19 protein-coding genes are annotated in these 18,941 nt (G+C 60.0%); 5 read left to right on the forward strand and 14 right to left on the reverse strand.

Going from position 1 to position 18,941, the window contains the following annotated elements; all coding sequences use genetic code 11:
* Nucleotides 1-253: 253 nt before the first annotated feature.
* The 11 genes from HX898_RS14060 to HX898_RS14110 form a co-directional block, all read right to left on the reverse strand.
* The gene (locus HX898_RS14060) at nucleotides 254-418 is read right to left on the reverse strand and encodes a hypothetical protein (RefSeq protein WP_003543858.1); all 165 of its coding nucleotides are present in this window, start codon (nucleotides 416-418) and stop codon (nucleotides 254-256) included.
* Between the two features lie 127 nt (nucleotides 419-545).
* Nucleotides 546-734 carry a hypothetical protein gene (locus tag HX898_RS14065; RefSeq protein WP_020052143.1) on the reverse strand — a complete coding sequence of 63 codons (189 nt, stop codon included), beginning with the start codon at nucleotides 732-734 and terminating at the stop codon, nucleotides 546-548.
* A 162-nt stretch (nucleotides 735-896) separates the two neighbouring features.
* Nucleotides 897-1,646, reverse strand: a complete 750-nt coding sequence (locus tag HX898_RS14070; protein ID WP_138389381.1) for an ABC transporter ATP-binding protein — start codon at nucleotides 1,644-1,646, stop codon at nucleotides 897-899.
* Nucleotides 1,643-2,476: an ABC transporter ATP-binding protein gene (locus tag HX898_RS14075; protein ID WP_180194918.1), complete on the reverse strand. Its 834-nt coding sequence runs from the start codon at nucleotides 2,474-2,476 to the stop codon at nucleotides 1,643-1,645. The genes HX898_RS14070 and HX898_RS14075 overlap by 4 nt, the downstream gene beginning before the upstream one ends.
* Nucleotides 2,473-3,408 (reverse strand): ABC transporter permease, encoded by a 936-nt coding sequence (locus HX898_RS14080; protein ID WP_180194919.1) that lies wholly within the window; start codon nucleotides 3,406-3,408, stop codon nucleotides 2,473-2,475. The genes HX898_RS14075 and HX898_RS14080 overlap by 4 nt, the downstream gene beginning before the upstream one ends.
* The gene (locus HX898_RS14085) at nucleotides 3,405-4,472 is read right to left on the reverse strand and encodes an ABC transporter permease (RefSeq protein ID WP_062939914.1); all 1,068 of its coding nucleotides are present in this window, start codon (nucleotides 4,470-4,472) and stop codon (nucleotides 3,405-3,407) included. Before HX898_RS14085 ends, HX898_RS14080 begins: the two co-directional genes overlap by 4 nt.
* 18 nt (nucleotides 4,473-4,490) lie before the next feature.
* On the reverse strand, nucleotides 4,491-6,134 hold the full coding sequence (locus tag HX898_RS14090) for an ABC transporter substrate-binding protein (RefSeq protein WP_180194920.1): 1,644 nt from the start codon (nucleotides 6,132-6,134) through the stop codon (nucleotides 4,491-4,493).
* Between the two features lie 37 nt (nucleotides 6,135-6,171).
* Nucleotides 6,172-7,230 carry a dipeptidase gene (locus tag HX898_RS14095; protein ID WP_029874673.1) on the reverse strand — a complete coding sequence of 353 codons (1,059 nt, stop codon included), beginning with the start codon at nucleotides 7,228-7,230 and terminating at the stop codon, nucleotides 6,172-6,174.
* A gap of 249 nt (nucleotides 7,231-7,479) precedes the next feature.
* On the reverse strand, nucleotides 7,480-8,505 hold the full coding sequence (locus HX898_RS14100; protein WP_011653996.1) for an ABC transporter permease: 1,026 nt from the start codon (nucleotides 8,503-8,505) through the stop codon (nucleotides 7,480-7,482).
* A gap of 34 nt (nucleotides 8,506-8,539) precedes the next feature.
* Nucleotides 8,540-10,081 (reverse strand): sugar ABC transporter ATP-binding protein, encoded by a 1,542-nt coding sequence (locus HX898_RS14105; RefSeq protein ID WP_138389377.1) that lies wholly within the window; start codon nucleotides 10,079-10,081, stop codon nucleotides 8,540-8,542.
* Between the two features lie 69 nt (nucleotides 10,082-10,150).
* Entirely contained in the window at nucleotides 10,151-11,080 is a 930-nt protein-coding gene (locus tag HX898_RS14110) for a sugar ABC transporter substrate-binding protein (protein WP_180194921.1), read from the reverse strand.
* A 375-nt stretch (nucleotides 11,081-11,455) separates the two neighbouring features.
* Between HX898_RS14110 and HX898_RS14115 the strand changes: the two genes are divergently transcribed.
* A complete protein-coding gene (locus HX898_RS14115; RefSeq protein ID WP_138331928.1) occupies nucleotides 11,456-11,953 on the forward strand; it encodes a DUF1993 domain-containing protein in 498 nt (165 codons plus the stop codon).
* A 124-nt stretch (nucleotides 11,954-12,077) separates the two neighbouring features.
* Here HX898_RS14115 and HX898_RS14120 read toward each other — a convergent pair whose 3' ends face one another.
* Together HX898_RS14120 and galE are read right to left on the reverse strand one after the other, a co-directional pair.
* Complete coding sequence (locus HX898_RS14120) at nucleotides 12,078-13,622, reverse strand: alkaline phosphatase family protein (RefSeq protein WP_180194922.1); 1,545 nt, start codon at nucleotides 13,620-13,622, stop codon at nucleotides 12,078-12,080.
* A complete protein-coding gene (galE, locus tag HX898_RS14125; protein ID WP_138331930.1) occupies nucleotides 13,600-14,583 on the reverse strand; it encodes a UDP-glucose 4-epimerase GalE in 984 nt (327 codons plus the stop codon). Before galE ends, HX898_RS14120 begins: the two co-directional genes overlap by 23 nt.
* 268 nt (nucleotides 14,584-14,851) lie before the next feature.
* Between galE and HX898_RS14130 the strand changes: the two genes are divergently transcribed.
* On the forward strand, nucleotides 14,852-15,496 hold the full coding sequence (locus HX898_RS14130; protein WP_138331931.1) for a ThuA domain-containing protein: 645 nt from the start codon (nucleotides 14,852-14,854) through the stop codon (nucleotides 15,494-15,496).
* Between the two features lie 141 nt (nucleotides 15,497-15,637).
* Nucleotides 15,638-16,201: a GNAT family N-acetyltransferase gene (locus HX898_RS14135; protein ID WP_138331932.1), complete on the forward strand. Its 564-nt coding sequence runs from the start codon at nucleotides 15,638-15,640 to the stop codon at nucleotides 16,199-16,201.
* Nucleotides 16,202-16,234: 33 nt separating this feature from the next.
* Here the strand turns inward: HX898_RS14135 and HX898_RS14140 are convergent, their stop codons facing one another.
* Nucleotides 16,235-16,489, reverse strand: a complete 255-nt coding sequence (locus tag HX898_RS14140) for a DUF2934 domain-containing protein (RefSeq protein ID WP_130718321.1) — start codon at nucleotides 16,487-16,489, stop codon at nucleotides 16,235-16,237.
* Between the two features lie 201 nt (nucleotides 16,490-16,690).
* Here HX898_RS14140 and HX898_RS14145 point away from each other — a divergent pair, with 201 nt between their 5' ends.
* Entirely contained in the window at nucleotides 16,691-18,127 is a 1,437-nt protein-coding gene (locus tag HX898_RS14145; protein WP_138331933.1) for a DUF6880 family protein, read from the forward strand.
* A gap of 36 nt (nucleotides 18,128-18,163) precedes the next feature.
* On the forward strand, nucleotides 18,164-18,724 hold the full coding sequence (locus tag HX898_RS14150) for a thioredoxin domain-containing protein (protein ID WP_129422107.1): 561 nt from the start codon (nucleotides 18,164-18,166) through the stop codon (nucleotides 18,722-18,724).
* Nucleotides 18,725-18,941: the final 217 nt, after the last annotated feature.

Below are 18,941 nucleotides of genomic sequence, written 5' to 3' on the forward strand. Positions count from 1 at the left end.
GGACGGCTTGTGACCCACGCCGCTTCCGTTTGAGATCAAGATCGCTCGGGCGTGTTTTGGATGGCGTGAAAAAAAGTACGGAAGAATGATGGGGATCGGAATGCCGATCGCCATGCCAAAATGCCTCTCGTGACCATTCTCCCTTTGACATTCGAGTGCCAGGAGAATGCCGAGACAAATTAAATGTTCCGAAATTCAATAAAGGCGGAAACCGCCGCAGCGCCGGCATCTGCCGACGCTTGCTCAGGCCGGATTATCCGACGACGCCGCAAACCATGGCTACGACGAACAGGAATGCTGCAGTGAAGATCGCGCCGTGGAGCATCGTCTGAAGCCTGTGGCGTGTGGTAAGCGGCTTCTTGGTCGGTACGGAACCATACTGGTTCACGTGAGCATGCGAAATACCCAGATCTGCCATATGTCGCCTCCGTTGTTCTCGTGCGGCCGGTTGTGCGGCTCGCGTTTATATTCTTACTTTCTCTATCAAGTAGGTAGAGATAAATTTCCGTCTAGAGCGAGCGGAAGAGAAAATTCAACCAGCCCTTTTAGCAGAGCGTGCGCCATGCCCAGATCAACGAGCGCTCGACGGCGTTCTCGTTCTGCGACGGGTTGGAGGAAGTCTCGATCAGCCGACGGTCCTTTTCCGCAGGAATGGATGCCGAAATCTGTTCCCGGCGATCGGCTCGAACAGGAGGATCGAGGTAACCCATGGTCATCCCACCGAGAAAGAACATGCATCAACCTCCATCGATCACGAAAGCTAACAATCGTTAACGGGATCATGACAGAAGCGAGGCAGCTGTCAATAGTCTAGCTGAATGGTCGTCTTTTAGGGAAGCATTATCCTTAACACCGCTGCCGGTCTTTTCTTTTCAACGGTTTGAAAAGATTGACTTTCAGGCTTTGACGAAACCCTTGCTCGCGATCATCAAATTTCTCGTATATTCCTCGTGAACCGCGCCTTGCGCCAGTTCTTGCGAGCTCAGCCGCTCGACGACGGCTCCGTTGCGCATCACGGCGAGCCTTTCACACATATGGGTGACGACCCCGAGATCATGGCTGACCATCACGAAGGTGAGCTTGCGGTCGCGTCGGATCTCTTCCAGCAGGTTCAGCACCTCGGCCTGCACCGAGGCGTCGAGCGCCGATGTCGGCTCGTCGAGCAGCAGGATCGACGGTTCCACGATCAGCGCCCGAGCGATCGCCACGCGCTGGCGCTGGCCGCCGGAGAGCTGATGCGGGTAGCGGAAACGGAAACCATTGCCGAGGCCGACCTCGTCCAGCGCGCGGGCGATCCGCTTCTCGCTGTCGGCGATGCCGTGGATCGCAAGCGGTTCGAGCAGAAGCCGATCGATAGTCTGGCGCGGATGCAGCGAACCATAAGGATCCTGGAAGACCATTTGCACGCGTCGATAGAAGACTTTGCTGCGCTTCGAACCCTTCAGCGCCTCACCGTCGATGTTGATCGCGCCGCCGCTGATCGGCGCAAGTCCGGCAACGGCCCGCAGCAAGGTCGATTTTCCCGAGCCGGACTCGCCGACGAGACCAAAGGATTCGCCGCGTTCGACAGTAATGCTGACATCCTTCAGCGCATGAAAATGGTCGTAAACGACGCTGAGATCGTCGATCTCGAGAGCTGCGCTCATGCCGCCCACTCCGGCTTGCGGTCGAGCACCGGCAAAGGATGACGGTTCGCGCCGATCTCGGGCATGCAGTTCAGCAGCCCCTGTGTATAGGGATGCTGCGCATGTCTGAGATCGGCCGCCGCCAGCTCCTCGACGACCTTGCCGGCATACATGACGATGACGCGGTCGCAGAAGGAGGAGACCAGCCTCAGATCGTGGGAGACGAAGATCAGCCCCATGCCGCGCTCGGACACCAGCCTGTCCATGATCCGCAGCACATCGAGTTGCACCGTCACGTCAAGCGCCGAGGTCGGCTCGTCGGCAATCAGCAGTTCAGGCCCGGCAATCAGCATCATGGCGATCATCGCACGCTGCCCCATGCCGCCCGAAACCTCGTGCGGATGCAGGTCGAAGACACGTTTCGGATCGCGGATCTGCACCGCTTCCAGCATGGCGAGCGCGCGCTCGCGCGCCTCCGCCTTGCCGACCTTCTCATGCGTGCGCAGCGTTTCGCAGATCTGCCGTCCGATCGACATGACGGGATCGAGCGAATATTTCGGATCCTGCAGGATCATGGCGATGCGCTTGCCGCGCAGCCTGCGCCTTTCGCCGGCGGAGACATTGATGAGATCGATGCCGTTGAAATCAAGCCTCTCGGCCGTGACGACACCGTGTTTCGGCGTCAGACCCATGATTGCCCGTCCGGTCTGCGACTTACCGGAACCGGATTCGCCGACGATGCCGAGCCTTTCCTTGCCGAGCGTGAAGGAGACGCCGCGCACGGCCTCGATCACGCCGGTGCGCGTGGGGTAGCTGACCTTGAGCTTGTCCACGGTCAGAAGTGTCGTCATTGGCCGCTCTCCTTCGGATCGAGCGCGTCGCGCAGGCCGTCGCCGAGAAGATTGAAGCCGAGGCTGACGATAAGGATGGCGATACCGGGCATCGCCGCGACCCACCATTGATCGAGGATGAAGCGCCGTCCCGAGGCGATCATCGCCCCCCATTCCGGCAGCGGCGGCTGCGCCCCGAGGCCGAGGAAGCCGAGACCGGCAGCCGTCAGGATGATGCCCGCCATGTCAAGCGTCACACGCACGATCAGCGAGGAAATGCAGAGCGGCATGACATGGCGGACGATAATACGGAGAGGAGAGGCGCCCATCAGCCTCACCGCCGAAATATAGTCGGAACGCCGAACCGTCAGCGTCTCGGCGCGCGCGATGCGGGCATAGGGCGGCCAGGAGGTGATGGCGATGGCGATGATCGCGTTCTGGATGCCGGGACCGAGAGCTGCGACGAAGGCGAGCGCCAGCACCAGCTTCGGAAAGGCGAGGAAGATATCGGTGATGCGCATCAGCGTCGCATCCACCCAGCCTCCGGCATAACCGGAGACGGTGCCGACGATCAGCCCGACCGGCGCCGAGATGACGGCGACGAGCACGACGACGAGCAGCGTCAATCGCGATCCGTAGATCAGCCGCGAATAGATATCACGACCCTGATCGTCCGAACCGAGCCAGAATTCCCCCGTGCCGGGCGGCAGCAGCCGAGCATTGCGCAGATCGCCGACCACCGGATTATGCGTGGCGAGCACATCGGCAAAAGCGGCGATGAAAAGCAGCGCCACGATGATCAGCAGGCCGACGACGGCGAGCCTGTTGGCCGTGAACTGTCGCCATGTGACGTAGGCACGGCCGAGGCGGGCTTGCAGGCGCGATTGCGGCCGGTCGGAAAGCAGCCATTCGCGGCGGCTCATCGCAGGAGATGGGCTGGCATTGGCCGTCATCGGTTTCGCGTCCTCGGATCAAGCGTCCGGTAGAGAAGATCGGACAGAAGGTTGATGCCGATGAAGACCGTACCGATGACGATCGTGCCGCCGAGCACGGCGTTCATATCGGCGTTCTGCAGCGAATTGGTGATGTAGAGCCCGATGCCCGGCCAGGAAAAAACGGTCTCGGTCAACACCGATCCTTCGAGCAGGCCGGCATAGGAAAGCGCAATCACGGTGACGAGCGGCACAGCGGCATTGCGTAGCGCATGGCCCCAGATCACCCGCGTTTCCGAAAGCCCTTTGGCGCGGGCGGCAACGATATATTCCTGGGAAAGCTCGTTCAGCATGAAGCTGCGCGTCATGCGGCTGATATAGGCGAGCGAGAAATAGCCGAGCAGCGAGGCCGGCAGGATGATGTGGCGGAAGACATCATAGAAGACATCCCATTGTCCCTGCCAGGCGCTGTCGAGCAGGTAGAGGCCGGTGATCGGCGTGAACGTATATTCGAAGACGATGTCGATGCGGCCGGGAAAGGCCACCCAGCGCAGTCGCGCATAGAAGATGACGAGCGAGATCAGCGCCAGCCAGAAGATCGGCACCGAATAACCGATGAGGCCGACGACGCGCACCACCTGGTCGGCAATGCTGCCGCGGCGCACGGCGGCGAGAACGCCGAGCGGTACGCCGACAACGGCGCCGATGATCGTTCCGAGCGTTGCGAGCTCGATTGTCGCCGGCAGGACACGGCGGATATCGACCATCACAGGATTGGTCGTCAGCACCGAATTGCCGAAGTCACCGGACAGGATGCCTTTGATATAGATGAAGAACTGCTGATAGAGCGGCAGATTGAAGCCCATTTCCTGGCGTACGCGCTCGACGACATGGTTGGGCGCGCGGTCGCCGAGGATGGCGAGCACGGGATCGATCGGCACGACGCGGCCGATGAAAAAGGTGACGGCCAGAAGGCCGAGATAGGTGGTGACGGCGGCAAACAGAAACCGCCCTAACGCCTTTGCAAAGGCCCTAGCACGGCCCTTTCGGGGCCGCGCCTCCTGCGTTGTTTCGACGGTGCTCAAGCGACCAATCCTGCCGGACTATTCCTTGGCGATCGGACCGACGAAATTGGTGTCGAAGCTCGGACCCAGCTTGAAGTCCTTCACGCTCTTGCGGTAGCCGGCCACCTCGGTTTGCTGGAAGATGAAGACGAAGGGGCTGTTTGCCAGATACTTCTTCTGGATGTCCTGATATATGGCGGCGCGCTTGGCAGCGTCGCGTTCCAGAAGTGCTGCCTTGGCTTGCTTGTCGAGCTCCGGCGCTTCCCAGGTGTTGCGCCATGCGAGCGTCTTCACCGTGCCGGCATCGGAATTGTCAGGATTGCCGGTAAAGGTGTCGGCATTGGAATTCGGGTCGAAATAGTCCGAACCCCATTGGCCGATATACATGTCATGGGTACGGGCGCGGTACTTGGTCAGCGTCTGCTTGCCGTCGCCGGGGATGATTTCCATCTTCACGCCGGCCTGCGCCAGCGTCTGCTGCATGGATTCGGCGATACCAGTCACCGGCTGGCTGTTGCGCACGTCCATCGTGATCGAGAAACCGTCGGGTACGCCGGCCTTGGCCAGCAGTTCCTTGGCCTTGGCGACATCGAGCTTGTAGGGATTCTCGTCGAGTGCGCCGAGCTGACCCTTCGGCAGGAAGGTCTGATGGATCTCGCCGATACCCTTGATCAGCGTTGCGCCGATAGCATCGTAATCGACCAGATATTTGAAGGCTTCTTGGACTTCCGGCTTCTTCAGGTTCTCGTTCTTGTTGTTCAGGCTGACATAATAGATCGTGCCCTTCGGCGCACTCGTTGTCGCGAGATCGGCATTCTTCGAAACCGCGTCGATATCGCCCGGCTCGAGATTACGGGCGATATCGATATCACCGGCTTCGAGCGCCAGGCGTTGGGCAGCGCTTTCCTTCATGTAGCGGTAGATGACGCGGTTGAGCTTTGCCTTGTCGCCATAATAATTGTCGTTGCGCTCCAGCACGACGACTTCGTTGGCGCGCCATTCGCGCATCTTATAGGGGCCGGAGCCGGCATAGCCGGTCTTCAGCCATTCATTGCCGAAGTCGTTGTCGTATTTGTGGTCGGCATCGGGCGTCACCGCCTTCACATGCTCCAGCACCAGCTTCTTGTCGACGACGGAAGCGACGGTTGCCGTCAGGCAGTTGAGCACGAAACTCGGTGCATAGGCCTTGTCGACCGTGAAGACGAAGGTGCCGGCATCGGCCGCCTTGGCCTTTTCCGCGACGTTGTCGCCGGTCAGGCCGAATTGGGTGAGGATGAAGGCCGGGCTCTTGTCGAGCTTGACGGCGCGCTCGAACGACCAGGCAACATCTTCGGCGGTGATCGGGTTGCCGGAGGCGAATTTCAGGCCGGACTTTAGCTTGAACGTATAGGTAAGACCGTCATCGGAAACGCTCCAGCTCTCGGCCAGATCGCCCTTCACCTTGGATGTGTCGTCCATGTCGAGACGGACGAGCAGGCTGTAGCTGTTGGTGGTGATTTCGGCCGTCGAAAGCTCGAAAGCCTCGCCCGGATCCATCGTGATGATGTCGTCGATGGCGAAGCCTTCGACCAGCGTATCCTTCGGCGTCTCGGCAAAGGCCGAGGGTGCGGCCATCATCAGCAGTGAAAGCGCAGCTCCCGCGGAAAGCATGCGGAAATTGCGGTTGAGCTTGGTCATCATCATGGTCTGTTCCCCTGTTTTTTGATTGGATACGAAAGGCTTAGGCGTGGTCCTCCCGCCAAGCCTGAGCCAGAATGCGAAGCCAGTTTTCACGGGCAAGTTTTGCCAGGTCGGCGTCAGCATAGCCAACCTCTCTGAGAGCGGCAATCAGCTTCTGATTACCGGCTGCATCACCGATTTCCTCGGGAATGGTGGCCCCGTCGAAGTCCGATCCGAGCGCCACGCAGTCGATGCCGATGCGGTTCACAAGATAATCGATATGGCGGATCATGTCGGCAAGCGGCGTATCGCTGTCCGAGCGGCCATCGGCACGCAGCATGGCGGTGGCATAATTGATGCCGACGAGCCCGCGGCTTTCGCGGATCGCATCGAGCTGCCTGTCCGTCAGGTTGCGCGCAACCGGCGTCAGGGCGTGGGCATTGGAATGGCTGGCGACCAGCGGCTGATCCGTCTTCTTCGCCACGTCCCAGAAACCCTTCTCGGTGATATGGGCAAGATCGATCAGGATACCGAGACGATTGCATTCCCTGACCAGCGCGAAGCCGGCATCGGTGAGGCCGGGCGCCGTATCCGGCGACATCGGGAAGGCGAAGGGCACGCCGTGACCGAAGACATTGTGCCGGCTCCAGACCGGACCGAGCGACCGCAGCCCTGCCGCATAGAACACCTCCAGCGCCGAGAGATCGGCGCCGATCGCCTCGCAGCCTTCCATATGCATGACGGCGGCGAAAATGTCGTCCGCCATGGCGCCGCGGATATCCTTCACCGTCCTGCAGAGCCGCCAGGCGCCGGCCTGGTCGAGCCGCAGCGCGATCGCCGCCATTTCATTGGCGATGGCAAGCGAAGGCAGCGGATCGAGAGGGGCCGCCATCGGCGTCATATAGCGGCCATCGGCATCCGGATCGGCGAAGACGAGATCGCCTGAAGGAATATAGATGGCGCAGAGACCGCCTGAAAGACCGCCCTCTCTAGCCCGATGCGCATCGATATGGCCGACCGTCGTGCCGTCTGCGAATTCCGCGATCGGGTCGCTGCCATCTTTTGAATGTGTCCAGAGTCGAAGGAGAACGTCGTTGTGACCATCAAATACGAATTGCATCTGTCTTCCTGCGCTGCCCTACTGCATAATTCCTTAAATCAGAATCGATTTAAGAATAAAATTATGCAGCATTCAAAGTGCTACAGCGTCCTTTGCGCGTCTTTTCAGACGCGCGGCGCTGTAGAGGGCGAATGAAGCGGCAGAATAGAAAAGCTGACGGAATTCGCCACCTCTTTTTTCAGAATTCCGTCGATGCTGAAAATGAAACGGGAGCCGAAGCTCCCGTAAAAAATCATTGCATGCCAGAAATCAGTGCTTGCGGCGTTTCTTCTGTCTGTAGACGTCGATGACGACAGCCGCGACGATGATGAGGCCCTTGACGATCTCCTGGTAATAGGCGTCGATCCTGAGGAACGTGAAGCCCGAGGTCATGACGCCGAGAATGATCGTGCCGATGACGGTGCCGGTGATGCGCCCGACACCGCCGGTGAGCGAGGTGCCGCCGATGACGGTCGCGGCGATCGCGTCGAGTTCATATCCGACACCCATGCTGGCCTGTGCGGTTTCAGCGCGTGCCGCCGTGACGATACCGGCAAGGCCGGCGAGCAATCCGGCAATCACATAGACCTTGACGAGATGCGCCTCGATGTTGATGCCGGAAACGCGCGCGGCCTGCGGGTTCGCGCCGATGGCATAGGTGAACTTTCCATAACGGGTGTAGCGCAGCGCAATATGAAAGATCAGCGCAACCACCAGGAAGACGACGACCGGCCAGGCTTTCGTTCCGATGAAATGAAACTGCTCGGTGATCCCGGAAACCGGCTGCCCCTTCGTATACCACTTCGCCACGCCCCTGGCTGAAACGAACATGCCAAGCGTGGCAATGAACGGCGGGATCTTCGTGTAGGCGATGAGCGCGCCGTTCGCGAGGCCGGCGGCCGCCCCGATCAGCAGACCAACGACGATCGGCACGAAAGCCGGCAGGTCGGTCAGCGAGGGAAAAACGGCCCGTCCCCAGGTCGAGGACTGGGCAAAGCTCGTTGCGATCATCGCCGTCATGCCGACGACCGAACCCGACGAAAGATCGATGCCGCCGGTGATAATGACCTGCGTGACGCCGACGGCGATAATGCCGATGACGGAGACCTGCAGGATCATGATCGTCAGACGCTGCGAATTCATCAGGAAGCTTTGGCCGATGAACATCCAGCCGAGCACTTCGTAAATGAGCGCGATACCGACGAGCACGAGGAAAATGCTGAGTTCCGTCGGTATGCGCCGCCGCCTTTGCCGGGTTGCGAGCGGAGCCGCGCCCTCTGCTGCCTTGGTAGTCATGTCAAACCTCCCTTGGGCGATCGCCGTCAACGCATCACTGCGCAGCCAGCTCCATCACCTTGATCTGCGTTGCTTCGTCGCGATTGAGGAAACCGGTCACGCGTCCCTCGTGCATGACCATGATGCGGTCGCTCATCCCGAGAACTTCGGGCATCTCGGACGAGATCATCACCACCGCCACACCATCTCGCGCCATTTCCGTGACCAATCGGTGGATTTCCGCCTTGGCGCCGACATCGATGCCGCGCGTCGGCTCGTCGAGGATGAGAATGCGCGGATTGGTGAGCAGCCAGCGCCCGATCAGCACCTTCTGTTGATTGCCGCCCGAAAGATTTTCCACCCGCTCGTACAGATTGGGCGTTTTGACGCGCAGCTTTTTTGCCATGTCTTCGCAGGTTGCCTCGACTGCGCCCTGCTGTACGAAGCCGCCCCTGACGTATCTGTCCTGCAGAACGGCGATCTGCATGTTCTCGAGAATATCGAGAATCAGCAGGCAGCCGGTATCTTTGCGGTCTTCGGTCAGGAACGCCATCCGATTGCGGATGGCCTCGGTCGGCGAAGAAATGGCCGCCGGCTTGCCGTAGAGCTCGATCGAGCCGGAACTTGCCGGCGTCACGCCAAACAGCGTTTCGGCGACATTCGACCGGCCGGAGCCGACCAGGCCGGCCACGCCGAGGATTTCGCCGGCCCTGACCTCGAAGGAGACGTTGTTGAAGACGCCCTTGAGACAAAGATCCTTGACGGAAAGCACGACCTCGCCGATCGGCACCTCTTCCTTGGGAAACATCTGGGTGATCTCGCGCCCGACCATCATGCGGATGATGTCGTCGCGTGTGACGTCGGTCGAGGCATGCGTGCCGATATATCGGCCGTCGCGGAAGACGGAGAACTCGTCGGCGATCTCGAAAAGCTCGTTCATCTTGTGGGTGATGTAGACGATGCCGATACCCTGGGCCTTGAGGTCGCGGATGATACGGAAAAGATGCTCGACCTCGCGCTCCGTCAGGGCCGAAGTCGGCTCGTCCATGATCAACACGTCGGAATTATAGGAAACCGCCTTGGCGATCTCGACCATCTGCCGGTTGGCGACCGACAGGAACCGGACCTCGATATCGGGATCGATGGCGATATTGAGCCGAGTAAACAATTCCTCGGTCATGCGGTGCATCACGCCGTGATCGATGAAACCGAGGCGGTTCTTCGGTTCGCGGCGAATCCAGATATTTTCTGCGACCGTCATGAACGGCATCAGGTTCAGCTCCTGATGGATCATGGCAATGCCGTTCTCCAGCGCGTCGAGCGGAGATTTCAGCTGGATCTCGATCCCCTTCAGGCGAATATCGCCCTTGTCCGGCGTGTAGATGCCGGCGAGGATCTTCATCAATGTCGATTTGCCGGCGCCGTTTTCGCCCATCAGCGCATGCACGGTGGCGCGCTTCAGCCGGAACTGCACGTCGTCAAGTGCGACGACTCCAGGAAATTCCTTGCGGACACCCTCGGCGCTCAAGAGATATTCCGCATTCGGGACCGCGCCGCTCGCGCGCACGGCGGCCATGGTTGTCGGGCTGACGGCCATATCATCTCCTCCGGATACGGGTAGGCGAAAAGGATGCGGGCAAAGCCCGCATCCTGTGTGCCGTTCGCCTCAGTTCTTGCTGACGAAGTCCTTGACGTTGGCAGGCGTGACGAGCTGGAAGGGAATGTAGACCTTCTTCTCGATCTTTTCGCCCTTGGCGAGCTTGAGCGCTGCATCGAGCGAGCCCTTGCCCTGGCCGGCGGCATCCTGGAACACCGTGACGTCGAGATCGCCCGCCTGCATGGCGGCAAGCGCGTCCTGCGTGGCGTCGACACCGCCGACGACGACCTTGCTCATATCCTTACCGGCCGCCTTCAGCGCCTGGATGGCGCCGATCGCCATTTCGTCGTTGTTGGAGATCACAGCGTCGAATTCAATACCGCTGGAGAGCCAGTTGGTCATCAGGTCGGCGCCCTGGGTGCGGTCCCAGTTGGCGGTCTGCTCTTCGACGATCTCCAGGCCCTTGCACTCATCCGTCTTGATGACGTCATGGATGTCCTGCGTCCGCATGCGTGCAGCCTGGTTGGAGAGCTCGCCCATGATGACGACGGCCTTGCCCTTGCCACCGAGAATGCGGCAGATTTCTTTGGTTTCCAGCGTGCCGGATTCCTGCTCGTTGGAAGCGACGAAGGCCTGATTGTCCGGCAGCGTGTCGACGTTGACCGGTTCACGGTTGACATAGACAAGCGGAATACCAGCATCGGCCGCGAGCTTCGACATTGCCGTGGTCGCATCGGTATCGACAGGGTTGACGACGATTGCATCGACCTTGGAGGCGATGAAATTCTGGATCTGGCTTTGCTGCTTGGAAACGTCGTTCTGTGCGTCTTCGACCTGCAGCGTCACACCGCTCAGTGTCTTTGCATAATCGGTCATGCCATTGCGCAGAACCGTCAGGAAATTGTCGTCGAATTTCGCCATCGAGACGCCGACAGTTTCCGCGTGAGCGGCCGTCGACATGACGAGCGCCATCGCAGTGCCCAGGATTAACTTTTTCATTTTCACTTCCTCCACAAAGCGGTGCCCGGCTGCACCCTCCTCACGCCGGAGCTCCAGGCATTTGCTCTGAAGCCGCAATTCCCCTGCGCCACCTCTCCCGCGGCGCTCCGCAAAACGGAACAAACAAACCGTTAAATCTGTTCTGCGGAATATTCATTCCATTTTCTGGGAACGGCGTCAAGTATCTTTAGCGGCGACGAGATATGGATGAGAGCGAAATGCCGTGGGACCTCACGACCGACGCCCACATTCCTCGTGTTGTGAAAGACCAAGCGAGCATCCATCTATGGGAGGATCGAAGGCAGGCTCACGGCCGCAGGCGCCTTCGACCTCTCGCCGCGACCCAATCATTTGAAGATTTTGGAGACAGGACAAATGTCCATTTCGATGTATCGCCTCACCGTTCCGATGTTCCAGCGCGGCCTCGCCAGCCTGAAAACCTACCTCGACAAGGCCGAAGCCTATGCGAAGGAAAAGAATATCGATCCTGCAATATTGGTCGCCGCTCGCCTGGCGCCCGACATGCTGCCGCTCTCCGGCCAGTATCAACGCGCCAGCGACAGCGCCAAATTTGCGCTCGCCCGCCTGACGGCGACCGACGCCCCGAAGTTCGAGGACAACGAAAAGACGTTCGACGACCTGCGCGAGCGCCTGGCAAAGACCGACGCCTATCTCGCCGGCTTCTCGGCGGAAGCATTGGAAGACACGCAAACCCGCCAGATCACCCTGCCGGGAAAGAGTGGTATCGTGCTGCCGGGTGACGAATATATCGCCACCTTCGCCCTGCCGAATTTCTATTTCCATGTCGCGACGGCCCACGCCATCCTGCGCAACCAGGGTGCGCCGATCGGTAAGCGCGATTATCTCGGCTGAACAAAGCAATTCCAGCAAAAGTGTGCAGCGGTTTTGCCAGGCAAAGCGTGAAACGCTTTTGCCGGGAATTGCGTAAAAGAGAAAGAGAGTATCGCCGTCATTCGAAGAAGACGGCGATACTCTATCAGGGCCGGTGCGTCACCGGCCCTCTTTCCGTCAGCTCGGTATAGGCGAGCGTCTGATCGAGATGGCGCGCTCGGAGCGACAGCAGCTTCTCGGCATAGTCGAGCCGTATCGCCGCATAGGCCGGATCCGCCGCGACATTGTCGAGCTCCTTCGGATCGTCGCGAAGATTGAAGAGCAGCGGCGGGAATGCGGTAAAATGCACGTATTTGAACCGCGCGTCGCGGATTACCGCGAGGTTGCATTCGTTGGACCGCAGCCGGAAATGCTGCTCGGCCTCGCCATGGGCAATGTCGCGGAAATCGAATTCCCAGAATGCCGCATCCCGCCAACCCTGTCCGCTCCCACCCCTGACAAACGGCATGAGCGACCTGCCATCGAGCCCGTTCTTCGCGTCGATGCCGAGCCTTTGGCAAAGTGTCGGAAAAATATCCGCAGCGCTGGTGAATTTGTCGACGACCCCACCCGCAGCACTGCTTGCGGGATCGCGAATGACAAGCGGAATATGATAGCTGCCATCGAAAAAGCCGCCCTTGCCGAGCGTCCAGTGATCGCCCGCCATCTCGGCGTGGTCAGAGGTGAAGACAATAAGCGTATCGTCCCAGGCGCCCGCATCCTTGAGGGCCTGCCAGATGCGGCCGAGCTGCGCATCGACCTCTGATATCATGCCGTAATAGATCGCCCGGATCGCGGCGAAGTCCTCAGCGTTCCAGCTGCTGAGCGGCCCCCTTGCACCGTGGATAAAGTTGCCCTTGTCAGAGCGCGGCATGGAATAGGCGAGGTAGGGATGACCGTCCTGTTCGGCTTCGCAGTTTGCCGCGCGTGCAAAAACCGGTCCCTCGCCCGGCTTGAACATCCGGTTGAACGGCTCCGGCACGGAGAATGGCGGATGCGGACGTAAGAAAGAGACATGCGCGAACCACGGCCTGTCCTGTTCGCCCACCCAGCGGATGAACTCGCCGGCCAGGAACGCCGTCTGGGTCTCGTCGCGCGAATAGGCCGGTGACGCATCGGAAATGTCTCCGGCTCCAGCACCGACAGGAATATGGATATCGCGGCTGACGGCATCCGCGTGGCCGCGGGACCTGAGCCAGGAGAGCCATTGTTTCTCATGCTCCGGCAAAAGCTGGCGAGCCGTAAAGCCCGGCAGCACGCCTTCGTAGGTCGTCAGATGCGGATCGCCGGCATCCATCCCGCGCGGGTCGGGCGCCGTATCCGTGTAGCCGAACAGCGTCGGGTCGTATCCCGCCCGCCGGGCCGCCAACGCCAGATTGTCGAAGCGGGCATCGAGCGGCGAACCGTTGCGGCAGACGCGGTGGTTCATCTGGTAAAGGCCGGTATAAAGTGTGGCCCGCGCCGGTGAGCAGGGTGCCGCCCCGGCATAGTGCCGCCGGAAGAGCGTGCCTTCGCGCGCCAGCGCATCGATACCAGGCGTCTTCACGCAAGCATGACCGATAGCCGACAGGCAATCGCCACGCCACTGATCCGCCGTGATCAGCAGGATGTTCGGCCGACGTGCCTTCTCAATGCTGGTTGGATTTTGCATGCCAGTCCCAGGCGGAGCGGATGATCTGAGACAGATCATATTGCGGCACCCAGCCGAGCACGTCGCGCGCCTTGTCGTTATTGGCGACCAGCGTATGCGAATCGCCTTCGCGACGGCCGATATATTCGACCGGGAAAGGCCGGTTCGACACGTCCTCGATGGCGCCGAGCAATTCCTTGACTGTCGTGCCGGTGCCGGTGCCGAGGTTGAGTGCGACGGAATCGCCGCCCTTCAACAAATATTCGACGGCGCGCACATGCGCATCGGCAAGATCGAGCACATGGATATAGTCGCGCACACAGGTGCCGTCGCGTGTTTCGTAATCGCTGCCGAACACCTTGAAACCCTGACGGCGGCCGAGCGCCGCGTCGATCGCTAGCGGTATTGCATGCGTTTCCGGCTGATGCCATTCGCCGATCCGGCCCTCGAAATCGGCGCCGGCTGCATTGAAATAGCGCAGCACCACCGAGCGCAGGCTCCTGTACTGGTCGTAATCGGCAAGCGCCTGCTCGACGATATATTTCGTCCGCCCGTAAGGATTGATCGGCACCTGCCGGTGCGTTTCGTCGAGCGGCACGCTCTGCGGCAGGCCGTAGGTCGCGCAGGTGGAGGAGAAGACGAAGGCGTTGATATCAGCCGCCTGCGCCGCCGAAAGCAGCGTCAACGTGCCGATCACATTGTTCTCGTAGAAGGAAACCGGATCCTTGACCGATTCGCCAACCTCGATCAGCGCCGCGAAATGCAGGATCGCCGCCGGCTTGTGCTTGGCCAGCACCTCATCCAGACGGGCGCGATCGCGAATATCGCCTTCCTCAGCCGGCCCCCATTTGACGAACTCGCGATGACCGTTCGAAAAATTGTCGAAGACGACAGGCGTATAGCCCTTGTTCGCCAGGTCGAGGCACGTATGCGAGCCGATATAGCCGGCGCCGCCGACGACAAGAACCGTTTCACCTGCCATGCACCACCCTTACTATTCATTGAGAGATGGGAGAAACCTAGACGAGATACACGTCAATAAAAAGAAGGAACTGCGATCGGCGTCAACGGACAATACGTCAAATGCCGAAGCCACGCTCGACCGGGAGCGATACGCCGCCTGCGCAATTTGTGCCGGATCAGGAAGAAACATGAATTATTCGCGTGATTTGCATAGCCGCCAGATCTAAGGGGCTTGCACCACCATGTGATGATCAACGGTCTGCAGCCATCAGGCAGGGAGAGCGCGAATGAGGAAGGCATTGGTCGTTTGGGGCGGCTGGCAAGGCCATGAGCCGGAGCAATGCGCTCATATTGTCGCCGATCTTCTGCGCGAGGACGATTTTACAGTCGAGGTGACCGGCGATCTCGGCGTATTCGGATCTCCGACGCTGGCGAAAGCCGATCTGCTGGTGCCGATCATCACCGGTGAAAAGCTTGAGAAGGAACATGCCACCGCCCTCGTCGAAGCCGTGCGTGGCGGGCTCGGGCTTGCCGGCCATCACGGCGCGCTTGCCACGTCCTTCAAGGAAAGCGCGCCTTTCCGCTATGTCTCGGGCGTCACCTGGGTCGCCCATCCCGGCAACATCATCGACTTCCGCGTCGCCATCACCCGCCAGGACGATCCCGTCATGGAGGGCATTCCCGATTTCGACTATCGTTCGGAGCAATATTATCTCCATTACGATCCCACAGTCGAAATCCTTGCGACCACCACCTTCACCGGCGCCTACGATCCGGCGGCCCGCAATATCGTGATGCCCGTCGTCTTCAAGCGCCATTTCGGCGCCGGCCGCATCTTCTATTCCGCCCTCGGCCATGTCGCAGCCGAATTCGACCATCCCTATATGCCGCTCATCCTGCGGCGGGGCCTGAGCTGGGCCGCACGCCAGTAGCGTCAGGACGATCGCCCGCGGATGAGGATCGGCAACGATATACGGGCGCCGTCGGCGGCTAAAGAACGGGGCAGCCTCGCCTGATCGGCCGGCAAGGAGCGGCCGCTTGCCGATCATCCGCCCGCGCCATAACTTGCCCGGATGCAAGATCGCTTCTCTTTCTTCCCCGCCACCGCCGACCGCCTGGCCGATATAGAAGCGGTTTTCGACGATTGCGCCGACGGCCGGAATTGTCGCTGCGCCTACTGGTATCTTCCGAATGCCGACTACAAGGCAGGATGGGGCGAGGGAAATCGCAACTGGTTCCGAAGTCTACTCGCCAAACGCCCGCCCGGAATTCTCGGCTATCACCAGAATGAGCCGGCCGGATGGTGCGGTGTCGCGCCGCGCGCCGTATTCGATCGGCTACGCCGCTCAAAACCCTTTGCGGCGGTCGATGACAAGCCGGTCTGGTCGATCAATTGCTTCATCGTCCGCAAGCCGTTCCGGCGGCAGGGATTATCGCAATTATTGCTGAAACATGCCGTCGAATTTGCGAAGGCAAACGGGGCCGAATGCCTTGAGGCCTATCCCGTCGACCAGCTCCACGCTTCGAGAGCGGCCGAGCTCTATCCGGGGACACTCTCCACCTTCCTTGATGCCGGTTTCGCCGAAGTGGCAAGACGCCTGCCGGCAAGACCGATCGTCCGTCTGGAATGCCGCTGAACATTTCGGCACTCAGGGGAGCGGCAACATGGTCTAGCGAGCCGCTTTGATCTGCCGGTCGTTCTCGACGGCGGGCGCCGCCTGATCATAGATCCGCATCAGCCGCCCGGCTGCTTTCAGCTTCTCGATGAGATCGTTTCCATCAGGCGAGGCCTTCGTCAGCTCAAGCTGCTCGAACTCCCTCAACGCCTGCGCCCAATGGCTTTCCCCGCGCCCATCCGGCCTGCCTTCCGATTCCCACAACGAATAAGCGCGCTGGCTGACCCAGGCGTCTTTATTATGACTCATAATCAACCCCAGCGAGAAATTTGGAAGCAATATTCGACAGGCAACAAGGTGCCAAAACCGGCTTTAGGAGTCGTTACGAGGCAGCGTTAGTTTTTAGCTAATAGCGAGGTGCCGAAGGATTATCCTGTGCATACATTCCAGGAGCTTGGCCTCGTACTGCCCCCGGGGTAGGGTCACCCGCAGAAACGACAGCGATCACCGATGGCAGCCAAGACGACACTCAATGCGAAAAATCTCGAATCCCTTGGAGCGCAACGCCTCGCCGAGCTGCTGATCGAGGTCAGCATGGGCAGTGCCGCCCACAAGCGACGGCTTCGAATGGAGCTTGCCGGCAATCACGGCGGCGCCGAAGTGGCGCGTGAGGTGCGAAAGCGGCTTGTCAGCATTGCCCGGGCTCGCACCGTCATCAACTGGCGCAAAGTCAAGGCGCTGAAGAGCGATTTGGAAACGCAGCGCAAAACGATCGCAGAGACCGTTGCCGCCGATGATCCCCAAGAAGCTTTCGAACTGATATGGCAGTTCCTCGCATTGGCGAATTCGATCTTTGAGAGATCCAACGAGAGCAGCGGTTCTCTCATCCAAAGTTTTCATCAGGCTTGCGAGGATGCTGCCGCAATCGCCGCGTCCGCCAAGATCGACTCCAATGTCCTGGCCGAGAAGGTGTTCAAAGCCGTGCAAGACGATGGTTACGGCCAGTACGACAACCTGATTGCGGCGATGGCGCCAGCTCTCGGCAAGGATGGTCTCGATTGCCTGAAAACCCTCTTCGTCCAATGGTCCAAGGAGCCGAAAGACAAGCCTACGGAAGACAAGCGCGAGATCATCGGCTGGGGCAGCGGAGGCCCCCTTTACGAAGATGAGATTTACGGCACTCAGCGAGATCTGACGGTGCGCATAGCCTTGCAGGAAATTGCCGACGCCCAGGGCGATGTTGATGCCTATATCGCGCAGCAATCCGAGAAAACGCGCAAGATGCCGATGATTGCGGCCGACATCGCCAATCGTCTGGTCTCGGCCGGCCGGGCGAAGGAAGCACTTGAGGCGCTGAATGAGGTCGATACGAAAGGCCAGGCCGACATGCCATTCGAATGGCAGCTCGCGCGCGTCGAGACGCTCGAGGCCCTGGGGCGCACCGAGGAGGCCCAAACCTACAGATGGACTTGTTTCGAGCAGTCGCTGCATGGCGAGCACCTGAAGGCTTTCCTCAAGCGACTGCCGGACTTCGACGATCTGGAGGCGGAGGAGAAGGCATTCGCTTATGCCCAGGCTTTCCCGGACGTCCACCAAGCACTTACATTTTTCCTGAATTGGACGGCACCTGCCGAGGCAGCGAAACTCGTGATGAGGCGGAAGGCGGAACTGAACGGCGATCTCTATGAGCTGATGCCGGCGGCGGCCGAAGCTCTGGCAGAGAAACATCCGCTTGCGGCAACCATCGTCTTGCGCTCCATGATCGATTTCACGCTCGATAGCGGCCGGTCCAGCCGCCATAAGCATGCGGCGAGGCATCTCGCGGACTGCGCGTCGCTTGCGCCTCATATCGATGACTTCGGCAACACCAGACCCCATGACGTCTATGTCGCAGAACTTAAACGTCGACACGGCAAGAAGCATGGCTTCTGGAGCCTGGTGACCTAAGTTTCTCCGGATACCTTACCCTCAGAGAGGAATTCCATGACGACCACTTCCTGGCATGCAGATCCGCTGACTTGGGGCACTGGACCCCGCATCTTCGAAGCTTTTCTGGAGCCGACTTGCCCCTATTCGGTCAGAGCGTTCAACAAGTTCGACGAACTGCTGAGCCAGGCCGGCGAAGACAAGATCACCGTGAAGATCCGCCTGCAGTCGCAACCCTGGCACATGTATTCCGGCGTCCTCGTCCGCTGCATCATCGCAGCTTCGACTCTGGAAGGCGGCAAGGAAACTGCAAAGAAGGTGATGGCTGCCATCGCCGCCCATCGCGAGGAGTTCGAGTTTGAACGCCATGCCGGCGGCCCGAATATGAACGTCACGCCGAACCAGATCATCGAGCGCCTGGAAGGCTACAGCGGCATCAAGCTGAAAGAAGCCTTCGCAATCCCGGATCTCGACCGGGAGATCAAGTGGCACTGCAAATATGCCAGGCAGAACGGCATCCATGTCTCGCCGACTTTCATGATCGACGGACTGGTGCAGCCCGACATGAGCAGCGGCGATGAGGTTGGCGCCTGGGTGAAGAAGGCGCGGGGCAATTGACGCTGGCCGTGTGCCTGAGACTATCAAGCTGAGTCGTCTTGCCGATGCCCTTATTGTGTTCGCATGGCGGATGGAGTCGGTAATGAATCTGGGCTAATTGCTTTTTAAGGCATTGCTGATGAACTGCCGTCATGACAAAGCCGCCCCGCAAGCCTTCGAAGCTACTGCTCGGTGAAGCCTACGAGCCGCCCCGCAGCCGACCGCGCCGGCGGCGAAA

The organism is Rhizobium sp. WYCCWR 11128, assembly GCF_013416305.1.
Classification (GTDB): domain Bacteria; phylum Pseudomonadota; class Alphaproteobacteria; order Rhizobiales; family Rhizobiaceae; genus Rhizobium; species Rhizobium indicum.